Raw genomic sequence first — 11,816 nt, forward strand, 5'->3', positions numbered from 1 at the left:
AGGCTGCCTGATGGGTTGAACCATGAGTACATGGCTCAACCGGGGCGCCTCCGGAGGCCTGGCAGGGGCCTGAAGATTGAAAGAATCAAACCGCAGCCAATCCACTTAACTCAGGTCGATGCGTGTTCAGACGACCGGAGCCGGCTCTCGGTACCGCTCTCCGTAGTTGACGATGGCGCTGGCGTTGTTGTCGACGTAGGTCGCGAATTCACCCAGTGCCCGATCAAGTTTCTTCAGCACGACGGAAGACGGCCGCCCAGCTTGCCTGTCCTGCTCGAGCACGCCGTCGACTTCCTCGACCAGGTCGTACAAGGTTTCGTCGGCGCGGATCACGTTTCCATGCCACAGGAACCATTTGACGCGTTCGATGCCCTTGAGGAGGTTTTCCTTCTCCGAGCCTTGCCACCCGCGTGCCGTTTGCAAGAGCTGCTCGATGCGCATGGCCGCGTGGAACCAATCCAGAATGTCCTCGGATCGCGGGTGCAGGAAGGCGCCAAGCTCGCGCACGGTGTCGCCGCCGTCACACAGGAACGTGATGTGCTGTCGAGGGAGAATGCCTTGCGACTCGAGCACGGCACGCAGCCTCCGCTTCGGTTTGCGGTCTATCCGATGGACGAAGGCGAAGACTTTCGCCGCACCTTCGTCCGGGATGCTCTTTCCGGCGATGACCTCGAAGCATCCGTTGGCACCCGGCAGGCGATCGCGACCTCGAATGTAGCCTCCGTCCAGCCCCACCGTGATGGGAGCGGCAGGTTCCGGCGAGGCTTCGATCTCGCGCTGGGAGCCGCCGTCGTAGGTGAACTGCTCCGGGCCGAGCTGCGCTTCGAGTCGCTCCGCGGTGTCCAGAACGTGCCGACGAATGGCTTCCGGATGCAGCCCCTCGTCGACGGGCAACACATCATGCAACAGCGCACCGACCGCTGCGAAGGAGACTTGCGCGGCCCACTTGGCCTGCAGGTATGTCAGTTCTGGGGCCGTGTGTACCGTCAGCAGTTCGCTGAGCGGAGAGAACGTAGCCTCCCGGGATTGCTCGCAGCGGCAGCGGCGCCAACGGGGGCTGCGCAAGTCGATATCCCCGAAGGCGGTGCGAAAGCGCAGCGGGTGGTAGCCTTTGACCGCGCGCGGCTTGGCGCAATGCGGACAGGCCCTGCGGTCGGACAGGTAGCCATCCAGCTGCTCTTGGACAAACGCTTGCTGAAGGGTTGCGAGGATGGTCTTGGCGTCGCCCAGGGCGAGTCCGACGTTCTGCACCTGGTCACATCGACGATCGATGGTGAGAAGTGGCACGGTGAAGGGGCGCGACGCGGCGCCCTCAATGCGAATCTGAACGATGGCTCTCATGGGACCCACCTTTCCTGTGATGGCGCAGCCAACGCGGCGAGCCTTCGGTTCACGGCGCGCCGATCGAAGCGGTCGGGGTGGTAGTGGCGCAAGATGGCCCATTCCTCGTCGTCCATCTCATCGTCGAGAAGATCCTCGAACTCTTGGCGGGACCTGCTCTCGCCGATCAGGGTGTACTCGAACCGAGTGGCCATGAACGCATGCGGACCGCCGCAATCCTCCGGGGGTGAGGCGCGCCGGCCCGCGATGCATACCGGGTACACCAGCTTGGGATCCAGCGGCAAGGTCGCCTCGATGCGCAGGTCGTGCACCCACAGATCGCCGAAGTCGTTTTCGTAGGTGAATCGCTCAAGGCGCCGCAGCTTCAGTTGTCCGATCAGGACTTCGTGTGCGTCGGTGTCGAAGAAGATACCGCCCTCCTGGTGGACTCCGTACTCGCGGCCTCGAATCTCGAAGCGATGAAGGTGCATGTCCTGCCAGCCGAACGCGACCTGCAGGATCTGGTGAAGCCGGGCGACGCTCGTATCGCCTCGCAGCAGAAGTCGCCGCCAGATCAGCGGGCTGATGCTGCGCAGCACTGCGCGCAGCTGCAGGACCTCCTGTCTAGAAGATGCTCCGGCTTCCATCTCCAAACTTACTTTGCTGCACCGCACACCCCCAGGATTGTGATGCTCTCCATGGACGACGCTTCGTCCGGGCACGGACTCGGAATTCCATCGGTTCCCGACCTTCGATCGTTTGATCTCAGCGATCGACCGCCATGAGGGCAACCGGCGGCTGAACGGTCGCTGAACGCCGCCAGCGATACGATCGCGGCCATGAACCAGCTGCGGCACATCTCGGTCTTCGTAGACGAGCCGGTGCCCGGCCACTTTCACTGGGTCCTGCACGAAGGCTCGCCTTCCTCAGTCTGGATCGACATCGTCGACAGCGAGCAGTCCTACACCTCGTGGACCGAGGCCTTCGAAGCGGGCATCGTGGCTCTCTACCGCATGGTGCCGGACGAGCGCGTCGGGCCGCGCGCCCCTGGCGAGGACGAGAATGCCGATCCGATCGGCTAGCGACTATGGCGAAGTGACGGGGGGCACTTGAGCCGGACGATCGGTGACTTATGTCCGCTAGCGCGGACTTGAGCGTGTCGCCAGCCGGTCGCAAAAGCGGGGGTGCCACGCAACAATGCAAACGAGGGACCTGACAGCCCTTTCTGACGACGAACTTTTCCGAAGCTGCCAAGAGCTTCGAGTGCAAGCGACACGAGGTGATCAGAATGCTATGCACGAAGCCCGTGTCTTGGAAGCGGCAGCCAGACGGCGATTTCACGCCGCCACCGCCATTGCCGCGCCAATGGCGGCACTGGCTATAGGCCGACGACCATGGGCGGTCTGGTAACTGGTGCGATCGACCCCGAGCTTGCCCATCACTTGCGGGAATTCGACCGGGGGCGGCCGTCCTCGTTCCCGGCTCGCTGTCTGGCGCCTCGCCGTTCAACCATGGGGGTTTCCATGCACTTTCGATGTCGCCCCGTCGACGCCTCTTCTTCGACCAAGCGCCGATGCTGTTCAGTAACGTCGTCGATCACAATGCGCCGCCGTCACCGCCATGAAGGGCCTTAACATTTCAGCCCTCATTGAAGCGGTTGCTGCCTTCCTGTCGCCCGGCGAACTCACACTGAAACGTGGATCCCGGTCATCCAACTGCCAAGGAGAGCTCACATCAGCGGCCGGTTCCCGAGGCATTCAGATCTCGCCGGAACTCCGCCCCTTCACGACTGCGCCAAGCCGTTTCGAAGCCTGATCAACCCGGCGCGCGTCGCCAAATCCTCTTCCTGCATCAAGTCGATGCGCGCTTGCACAGGTTTGGTCGCACGACGTGGCAACGGCGACATGATTTCCTGTGTGCATAACGGCGTGCGTCAACCGTTTCCCGTTTCCCGTTTTCCGTTCCTGTCGAGGCGGAATCCAACGACCGCTTCCGAGGGTCTTGGTGTCAGCTGAACGGCTCCTGCGGGCGGTCAGAGCCTGCTGTCAAACAATCCAGTAGAGCGCGGGGTCGTGGCCAGCTTGTCGCATCCTGGCGGCAATATGACTGGAGAAACTTCGTCTTCTCACGCCAGCTGGACCTAAAGCGCTTCCAGTTGCTGACTCCATCAAACCATAGTTGGATGGCGCGCGGGGGCGCACCCGCTCATCATTGCGGTCCGCCAGCCTCGACGCTTGGAGGAGCAACGAACTCGCAGCGATGCAAGCCGCCTTAGCCTACTATGACGCCCAACGGGAGTACACGCGCGCCGATCAAGATATGAACGGCGTGCCCGACTATGCGCAGAAGATCGCGCGCGGGCCATGAAGCGCTTCGATCCGGGCGCCTGGACAAAAGCGACCGTGCCCGGGGCCTGAAGGATCGGACTGCGCGTCAACCCACTCTCGTAGGCTAACCATGAAACCATTGCTGAGCGAAATCCGCCAAACCCCGCTGCTCTGGCTGCTGGCCTTTGTGCCAGTGGTCTTCATCGCCGCCAGGCTCAGGCCCGAAGCGCACACCTTGCTCTTCATGCTCTCCGTGCTCGCGATCGTGCCCTTGGCCGCGCTGTTAAGTCACGCCACGGAATCGGTTGCCGCCAAGACGGGCGATGCGGCGGGCGGACTGCTCAATGCAACGCTCGGAAACCTCACCGAACTTGTCATTGCGCTCACGGCCTTGAGAGCTGGGCAACTGATGCTGGTCAAGGCGTCCATTGCTGGCGCGATTGTGACAAACACGCTTTTCATGCTGGGCGCGTCGTTCTTTCTCGGTGGACTCAAGCATCATGTCCAGGAATTCAACCGGGTCAGCGCCCGCATGCAGGCGGGTCTGCTCTTTCTAGCCACAGTCGCATTGCTGATTCCTTCGGCGGTACTAACGGCCGATGCCGCGGCGGCGGAGTTCACGCAGACGCTGAGCGCTGGCTTGGCGGTGCTGCTCATCGTGGCCTACGGCCTGGGCATGCTGTTCTCTCTGAAGACTCACCGAGAATTGTTTGCCAGCGCGCAGCATGGCCATGACGGCGAAGCACCCTGGCCCATCGGGCTGGCGCTCGTCACCCTGGCCGGCGTCACGGTGCTCGTGGCGCTGGTGAGCGAGGTGTTCGTCGAGTCGGTCCAGAAGGCCGCCGAGACGTTCGGAATGACGCCCGCGTTCGTTGGTTTCATCGTGGTATCGCTGGTGGGCGGCGCGGCGGAAATGAGCTCCGCTCTCTCCGGCGCGCGCAAGAACCGGCTGGACTTGAGCGTCGGCATCGCATTGGGGAGCGCGTCGCAGATTGCCCTGTTTGTCGCACCGGCGTTGATACTGCTGAGTTACTTCATCGCCCCGACGCCGATGGATCTGCGATTCTGGCCGGGCGCCGTGGTGATGGTGATCATCGCCACCCTCACGGCGGTGTTGGTCACTAACAGCGGGCGCTCGGCGTGGTTCGTCGGTGTTCTGCTATTGATGGTGTATCTGATCTTCGCCATGACGCTGTATCTGATGCCGCCGCGGGCGATGGGATGAATCTGAAAATCTCCTGCAGGTGGATGGACCCCCGAACTGCAGGTGGGCGTCGCCCTTCTCTTCGGGCGGTCAAGCGTTTCGATGCGAAGTAGTAGCAGAGCATGGACGACCTGGTCAAAGGCCGGCACTTCGAGCGCAAGGTCATCGTCCTGTGCGTTCGGTGTTGACGGCCGAGCGTGGCTTGGCCTTGGCCCACACGATCATCATGCGTTCGGTGCAGCGCTTCGTGCCGGAGTTCGAGAAGCGCTTTAATGGGCGTCGAACTGATTCGTCGCATTCGCAAGGGCAAGGGCAAGTTAACTCTCAGCCGGCTGCGCCTCAAAAGTCGAACTGCTCCTGCCATTCAACGCAGTGCTTTCGGCCTTATCGCCGCGACACGTTTGCGACTTCGTTCGCCACCGCCGAAACGCGCCGCACGCCGACAACGTGCGATTCAGCTGTCTTCCTTGGCGCATTCATTCGTCGTCCATGCTGTCCAGGGCGATACGCAGCGCCTGCACACCAACGGCTACAACCAGCCCGGTCAGAAAGATTCCGCACAGTCCGATCAACATTGCTAACACCCGCGTGGAGGCCGCCTTGGGGACCAAGTCGCCATAGCCAATGGTCAGTCCGGTGACGAAGGAGAAGTACAGCCCGTCGCTCGGTGGCCAACCTTCCAGTTTTGCGACAATAACGCCCAGCAATGCCGTAAGCACGAGCAGCGCCGACAAGATGGGCCAGACGATGCCCAGCCCGCGCCGAACCTCACGAATGAAGCGACGCCTCAGAGTTTTTGAGTTTTTCATCTGGTACCTCGTTGGCAGTCGTAGGAAGTAACTTGGTAGCATTCGGTCAGGCCCACGGTTGCATCTGAATATCCACCGACCTGGCCTCAAACATCAATAGCGCGCCGTGAGAGGGATCAGACAACTTTGAGGACCCAAGCGACTCTCGACCCCGCGCCAGCCCGCCGGTACACCGAAGTGACCAGACTGCCAGTTTGAATCGCAAGCAAGATCACGCCAATGCTTGGCCTGTCGCGATAAGCCGGTCGAGGCTCGAATGAAGTCCGGCAGCTGTTGGGATCAACGCACAGCGAGACCGTAGATTTAGGTGAATTTGTGACGCGCGTCACAACAAGTCCCGCCGACAACGTCAAGGCGCATTTCCAACGAAGATCGTCCCTTCCGTGGACTGAGAGATCAGTCGATGCCACCAAGTCGGCCGCCCTTAACTTGGATGCGACTGCCCCGCGCGTCCCTGGTCAGGCCCCGCCAGTGTGTTGCAGTTCGTAGATCGCCGAGGTTGCATGTGAAAAGACCATGATCCTGAGCGTCAGCGGTCCAAGTACGCCCATCCCAGTGTGCGAAACATCTAAATGCCGTATGGAGCAGTTCGTATGTCCCTGACCGCTGCGGTGAGTTGCGCAACGGCACCCAAGGTCCCAGCTTGATTGGTTCATGTCGCATGGGGCAATCCTAACGCCCTCAGGAGGCGGACCTCTCCTGAGCGGTTTGCTCGAGTAAGAAAGCCCGATCCGTGTCGGCACCAGCCAACGCGGCCCGGGCGTCAGGGACCTCCAGCTCTTGGGTCGTTCTGATGTCCGTCGAGAATTCGAACCTCGACGCCTTGGCACTGCTCGGTTCCAATGGGGATTCGTCGCGAAGTTCCCACACCCCATCTGGACATCCAACGATGCGTTTGCCGCCGCACGCCCTGCTTTCTTCGGTTGCCTTGGTCGCTTCGGCGGACGTCGCCGCTCAGGCCTCGCCCGAACCACAGCGCGATGAGGGTGCGCTAGCTTCAGAGACCATGAAAGAGCCCGCGCCACGAGGTCGCGAACGGTTCTTCGATCCCGAGGATGGCGCCTTCGACCTGAGCAGCTTCCTCGAGAATCCCCGCGGTTTCCTGCCGATCCCGATCGTCGTGACGGAGCCGGCCGTCGGCTATGGAGGCGGCGCCGCCGGCATGTTCCTGCGGGCACGCAAGGAAGCGGGTGAGGAAGGTTGGGCGCGCCCCGACATCTCGGCCATCGGAGCATTCGCCACCGAGAACGGGACGAAAGGTGCGTTCGCGGGAGACGCCAGCCGCTGGATGGACGGGCGCCTGCGCACGCTGGTCGGCGCCGCGACCGGACAGGTCAACCTCGACTTCTACGGCCTGGGCCCCGGACTGCCATCGTTGGACCAGAAGGTGCGCTACTCGCTGCAGTTCGCAGGCGCCGTCGCACAGGTCAATTGGCAGCTCGCACCCAAGTCGCCGTGGGCGATCGGCATGCGCTACGTCTTTGCCGACGTCGACCCGAAGCTGCGCGAGGAGCCCCAGCCTGCCGGTCTCGCCGACAGTGCCCGCATCAAGATCTCCGCGCCGACCGCCATCCTCGAGTACGACACGCGGGACAACATCTTCACGCCCACGCGCGGCATCTATGCCGAAACGTCCTGGCTGGCGTCACGCGAGGCCTTGGGCTCGACCGATGATTTCGAGCGTTTCCAGCAGATCCTGATGGGCTGGCAGCCATTGGCACATGGCGTCACGTTGGGCGCGCGGGGAAGCTATGCCTGGTCGTCCGACGGCACCCCCTTCTTCTTGCGGCCGTTCGTCCAACTGCGTGGCGTCCCCGCGATGCGATTCCAGGGCGACCAGGTGGCCTCCCTCGAAGTGGAGGGGCGCTGGCGCTTCTCTGGCCGCTGGAGCGGTGTCTTGTTCGGCGGGGGTGGGACGACACGCACCACCGGCGAGAATTTTTCTGCCACGCAGAGCGTGGGCAGCGGCGGCTTCGGCTTTCGCTACGAGCTGGCACGCAAGTTCGGTCTGGATGTGGGCATCGACGTGGCCCACAGCCCGGGCACCACGGCGGTGTATCTGGTGGTAGGAAACAGCTGGTTCCGCCCTTGAGCGAGCATCGGGATCGAGCCGTCCGGGGGCGAATCAGAACTCGAGCTTGTTGACCTTGGTGCCGTCGAGACTGAGGTTGGCCATCAGGCCCGCGTTGCTCAGTGCATATCCCACGACGGGTTGCTGCATGGTCTGCGTATCGACTGCAGCCGAAGCGCCAATCTTCAGCATGGTGACCGAAGCATCCGCGCCCGCCGTCCAGCCCCTGCTGGCGCGGAACTTGTCCAGCGATTCCTGAGTCATGAAGAGCACGAACACCGCCTTGGAGTCGGCCCCGGCCAATAAGCCGACCGATGCCGCCGTGGTGCTGTAGTAGCTATCGGTCTTGCCACCTACGCGCAATGCGCCCTGCCCGTAGGAGCCGCCCACCCCCAGCCCGGCCGAAACCACCGCCGGAAACACCAGCACGCCCTTCGCCTTGCCCGTCATTTCGCGCGAGCCCGGCGCCTGAGCGTAGAGCTTGGAAAGTGCGGCATCGACCGACGCATCAATGCTGGCTCGCTTCGCCGCCGGGTCAGCCCCGGTCTTTGAGGTGGTAGTACACCCCGTTGCGAGAGCGGCCAGAAGTACCGTGGCCAGGAACGATCGCTTGTCCATGTTCACTACCTCTGCAGTTGCCTAGTCAAAGCATTGTGCACGCCGAAGTGCAATGGCTCAAGGGGTTGGACGGCTTCGTGACGCCGTCGATTCCATGGCGCCCGTTCAAGTCCGGTTCAGCTTTCGTGGTGATAGTTTCGCTGTCTTTTTGGGGCCGCGACCTTGGCTGAAGAGGGTCGGCCAGGTCCTTCGTGCGCGCTGAGTCGGAACCGAGCACTCAGATCCCATGGGGATGGTCTTCTTGCCGCGCATGCTCGTCGAAGTTGTGTTCCCTCATGTCGGAGACGTCTCGTGAATTCAGCCCTTCCTCTCCCCTCTCTTATGGGGGGGCCAGACACCGTGTCTTGCAGATATTCTCGGCGGATTCGATTTCATCCAATCCTGTGAAGCCACGCGCCGTCCCGGAAGCTCAGTTCCCTCGAGGCGGCGGACGCATGGGCGCCCTGATGCGCAGTCACGACTGGTCGGCCTCGCCTCTCGGGCGACCGGAACAGTGGCCCCAGGCGTTGCGCACGGTCGTCGACCTGCTTTTGCAGTCCCAGTTCCCCATGTTCGTCGCCTGGGGCGATGAACTTGGCTTCATCTACAACGATTCCTACGCCGAGATCCTGGGCGCGAAACATCCGGCGGCGCTGGGCCGGCGCTTCGAGGACATCTGGACAGAAATCTGGACGGACATCGCTCCGCTGATCGATGCGGCCATGAGCGGAAATGCCAGTTTTCACGAAGACCTGCCGCTGGTGATGAACCGCAAGGGCTACGACGAGCAGACCTGGTTCACCTTCTCCTATTCGCCCGTGCACGACGACAGCGGCAAGGTCGCCGGCATGTTCTGCGCCGTCTGCGAAAGCACCGGCCGGGTACTCGCCGAACGCGCACTTCGCGAACTCAACGAAACCCTCGAACGACGTGTGAGCGCATCGCTGGCCGAGCGCAAGCTCCTGGCTGACATCGTCGAAGGCATGGACGCCTTTGTTCAGGTGGCCGACCTCGAGTACCGTTGGCTTGCGATCAACCAGGCCGCGGCCAACGAGTTCGAGCGCATCTTCGGCGTACGTCCCTGTGTCGGAAGCAGCATGCTCGAGTTGCTCGCGTCGCAGCCGGAGCACCAGGCGGCACTCAAGGCCGTGTGGTCACGGGCCCTCGCAGGCGAGGAGTTCGTCGAAATCGCGGAATTCGGCGATCCTGCGCGGGATCGCAGGTCCTACGAGATGCGCTGCAACAACTTGCTGGGTCCCGACGGGCAACGGATAGGGGCGTACCAGTTTGTCTACGACGTCACGGAGCGCGTCCGGGACCAGGAGCGGCTGCGTCTGGCTCAGGAAATGCTTCGGCAGTCGCAAAAAATGGAATCGCTCGGCCAATTGACGGGCGGCGTCGCGCACGACTTCAACAACCTGCTTGCCGTCTTTGCCAATGGTCTTCAAGTGCTGGAGCGCGATGTATCCGCAGAGCAGCGGCAGCGGGTATATGCCAGCATGCGCCGTGCCGTCGCACGCGGAAGCGGATTGACGCGCCAGCTCCTGTCATTCTCACGCAGACGCACGCTCAATCTTGAGACGATCGACCTGGCTGCGCACCTGGCGCTCACGCGCGACCTGGTGACGAGATCTCTGCGCGGTGACATCGCAATCGAGATGGAACTCGCCCCTGACCTTTGGCCGGTCGAGGTCGATGCCGGAGAACTGGAGTTGGCCATACTGAACCTGTGCGTGAATGCGCGGGATGCCATGCCCGTTGGTGGCGCGATCAGGATCACCGCCAACAACGTATCCGAAGTGGGCGAGGACGGCGGTTTCGCAAATTTCGTTCGGCTATCTGTGGAGGACAAAGGCTGCGGCATGTCCCCCGAAGTCCAGTCCCATGTGTTCGAGCCCTTCTTCACGACGAAGGACGTCGGCAAAGGTTCGGGCTTGGGCTTGCCGCAGGTCTATGGATTCGTGCAGCAGTCAGGAGGCCGGCTCACCCTCGACAGCCGCGTCGGCGTGGGCACCGTCGTCACCTTGCTCTTGCCGCGCTCGCTGCAGCAACCTGTCGCTGCGGCCGATACCTCCAGTGGACCGGCCGATCCTGGGAAGGCGCTTGGCCGCGGCCATGTGCTGCTCGTGGAAGATGACGTCGAAGTAGCGGCGTTGACACGCGAGATGCTGAGCGAACTGGGCTTCACGATCGTCCATGCGGCCAGTTCGACTGCTGCACTGGGGGCGCTGGCCGACGCGCGATCCATCGACATCGTGCTGTCGGACGTGATGCTGCCGGGAGTCATGGGCGGCCTGGAACTGGCTCGCGAGATCAGGCGTCGGCGGCCTGAATTGCCTATCGTTCTGACGACAGGCAATCCGGAAGCGACCTCGGGAGCGGGGGGCGGTGAGTTCGCGGTGCTTGTGAAGCCTTACAGCCTTGATGAACTGTGGCAGGCGCTGAGCGTTGGTGAATCGTCGACTCGCGCTCGCGGTTGGCGCGCTGGCGAACTCTCGTGAGCAACGAGAACGTGCTTTGAGCTACATCAAAGCAGCGTCCAAGAGCTTGCGTAGCATTACTTCTCACAAAAGGAGACTTTCCATGCATGCAACTTCTGAGTCCTTGAAGTGCGATACGGACTCTTTCGACTCCTTGGCTCGTGAAGTGCCTCTCGTCAATTCCTATTTGAATCAGTTGCTGGCGCTCGCACCATGGCCCGCGGCCATGTGGGATTTCTGGCGGGGCCAGTCCTCGCGCTATTCAACCTTTCTCGCTGGCGGCGCCCCATTCGATGCCTGATAGCGCGATGCCTGGGTGGCGGGCAGCGCTCGAAACATCCGTGGGTACCGCCAGATCGAAGCGCTATATTTCATATCCCCCCTTGCGGCGGTGCCTGGTTCCCACGACGGCGATTGATCCAGCAAGCCGACAGGCATGCGCCCAACGATGCATGAAGCCGCAGACCGGAGGCAACCATGGCCATCAACATCGAAGCGCCGGACGAGATATTCAGGCGATGTGCAATGGCAGCGATGCTGATCAAGCCTGGGGACGCGCTGCCCATGCGCCTGCGTGAGTTCGGCATGCTCGTCACCGATGAATGCACCGAAGCCGTCAGGGGTTTCAAGGATGGCAGCCAGCGAGATGCGGGCGACGCGATCCGGGAAATCTTCGGTGAATAGCCTGGCATCCTATGGCGCCGACTGAGATTCCGTTCGAGGACCAGCTTCTGGCGTTCAATGCGCGCCTGACACAATGGGGACTTCCCGCCGCGCTGGAGCTTCTGAACGATCGAACGCAATTCCGATGCACAGCCCTGCATGCGTTCGCCAATCGCACGGTGCGCCAGCTATGTGGGTTTGACCGTTTCAGAGAGGATCGGGCGTATGTGCGGAGCGCTTTCCTCTTAGAGGCCCTGTGCCGCCTGACGGCCGAGAACGGCGAATTCGTGTGTGACGACTGCAGGATCGACCATCGGCTCCTCACCTTCGGCGCGCCAATCGTGT

General features: G+C 62.3%; 12 protein-coding genes. 8 read left to right on the plus strand and 4 right to left on the minus strand.

The window, feature by feature from the left end:
• Positions 1-126: 126 nt before the first annotated feature.
• Both AC1DF3_RS35630 and AC1DF3_RS35635 read right to left on the minus strand, forming a co-directional pair.
• Positions 127-1,341: an ISKra4 family transposase gene (locus tag AC1DF3_RS35630; RefSeq protein ID WP_478142608.1), complete on the minus strand. Its 1,215-nt coding sequence runs from the start codon at positions 1,339-1,341 to the stop codon at positions 127-129.
• On the minus strand, positions 1,338-1,967 hold the full coding sequence (locus AC1DF3_RS35635) for a plasmid pRiA4b ORF-3 family protein (RefSeq protein ID WP_478142618.1): 630 nt from the start codon (positions 1,965-1,967) through the stop codon (positions 1,338-1,340). The genes AC1DF3_RS35630 and AC1DF3_RS35635 overlap by 4 nt, the downstream gene beginning before the upstream one ends.
• Positions 1,968-2,159: 192 nt before the next feature.
• On the opposite strand from AC1DF3_RS35635, the gene AC1DF3_RS35640 reads away from it, so the two are divergent.
• The 3 genes from AC1DF3_RS35640 (at position 2,160) to cax (ending at position 4,872) form a co-directional block, all read left to right on the plus strand.
• Positions 2,160-2,402 carry a hypothetical protein gene (locus tag AC1DF3_RS35640; RefSeq protein ID WP_478142609.1) on the plus strand — a complete coding sequence of 81 codons (243 nt, stop codon included), beginning with the start codon at positions 2,160-2,162 and terminating at the stop codon, positions 2,400-2,402.
• A gap of 1,129 nt (positions 2,403-3,531) precedes the next feature.
• The gene (locus tag AC1DF3_RS35645) at positions 3,532-3,687 is read left to right on the plus strand and encodes a DUF2950 family protein (protein WP_478142619.1); all 156 of its coding nucleotides are present in this window, start codon (positions 3,532-3,534) and stop codon (positions 3,685-3,687) included.
• 90 nt (positions 3,688-3,777) lie between these two features.
• Complete coding sequence (gene cax, locus AC1DF3_RS35650; RefSeq protein WP_478142610.1) at positions 3,778-4,872, plus strand: calcium/proton exchanger; 1,095 nt, start codon at positions 3,778-3,780, stop codon at positions 4,870-4,872.
• Positions 4,873-5,327: 455 nt separating this feature from the next.
• On the opposite strand, the gene AC1DF3_RS35655 is transcribed toward cax, so the two are convergent.
• On the minus strand, positions 5,328-5,660 hold the full coding sequence (locus AC1DF3_RS35655) for a potassium channel family protein (RefSeq protein ID WP_478142611.1): 333 nt from the start codon (positions 5,658-5,660) through the stop codon (positions 5,328-5,330).
• 793 nt (positions 5,661-6,453) lie between these two features.
• On the opposite strand from AC1DF3_RS35655, the gene AC1DF3_RS35660 reads away from it, so the two are divergent.
• Positions 6,454-7,752 carry a BamA/TamA family outer membrane protein gene (locus tag AC1DF3_RS35660; RefSeq protein ID WP_478142612.1) on the plus strand — a complete coding sequence of 433 codons (1,299 nt, stop codon included), beginning with the start codon at positions 6,454-6,456 and terminating at the stop codon, positions 7,750-7,752.
• A gap of 33 nt (positions 7,753-7,785) precedes the next feature.
• Here AC1DF3_RS35660 and AC1DF3_RS35665 read toward each other — a convergent pair whose 3' ends face one another.
• Positions 7,786-8,349, minus strand: a complete 564-nt coding sequence (locus tag AC1DF3_RS35665) for a BPSL1445 family SYLF domain-containing lipoprotein (RefSeq protein WP_478142613.1) — start codon at positions 8,347-8,349, stop codon at positions 7,786-7,788.
• A 434-nt stretch (positions 8,350-8,783) separates the two neighbouring features.
• On the opposite strand from AC1DF3_RS35665, the gene AC1DF3_RS35670 reads away from it, so the two are divergent.
• The 4 genes from AC1DF3_RS35670 to AC1DF3_RS35685 form a co-directional block, all read left to right on the plus strand.
• Complete coding sequence (locus AC1DF3_RS35670) at positions 8,784-10,829, plus strand: PAS domain-containing protein (RefSeq protein WP_478142614.1); 2,046 nt, start codon at positions 8,784-8,786, stop codon at positions 10,827-10,829.
• Positions 10,830-10,911: 82 nt separating this feature from the next.
• Positions 10,912-11,109, plus strand: coding sequence for a hypothetical protein (locus tag AC1DF3_RS35675; protein ID WP_478142615.1), 198 nt, complete (start codon positions 10,912-10,914; stop codon positions 11,107-11,109).
• Positions 11,110-11,285: 176 nt separating this feature from the next.
• Positions 11,286-11,492, plus strand: a complete 207-nt coding sequence (locus AC1DF3_RS35680; RefSeq protein WP_478142616.1) for a hypothetical protein — start codon at positions 11,286-11,288, stop codon at positions 11,490-11,492.
• An 11-nt stretch (positions 11,493-11,503) separates the two neighbouring features.
• Positions 11,504-11,816: hypothetical protein (locus AC1DF3_RS35685; protein ID WP_478142617.1), on the plus strand; the 313-nt coding region annotated here is incomplete at its 3' end.

Source organism: Variovorax sp. 10N432 (assembly GCF_056394465.1).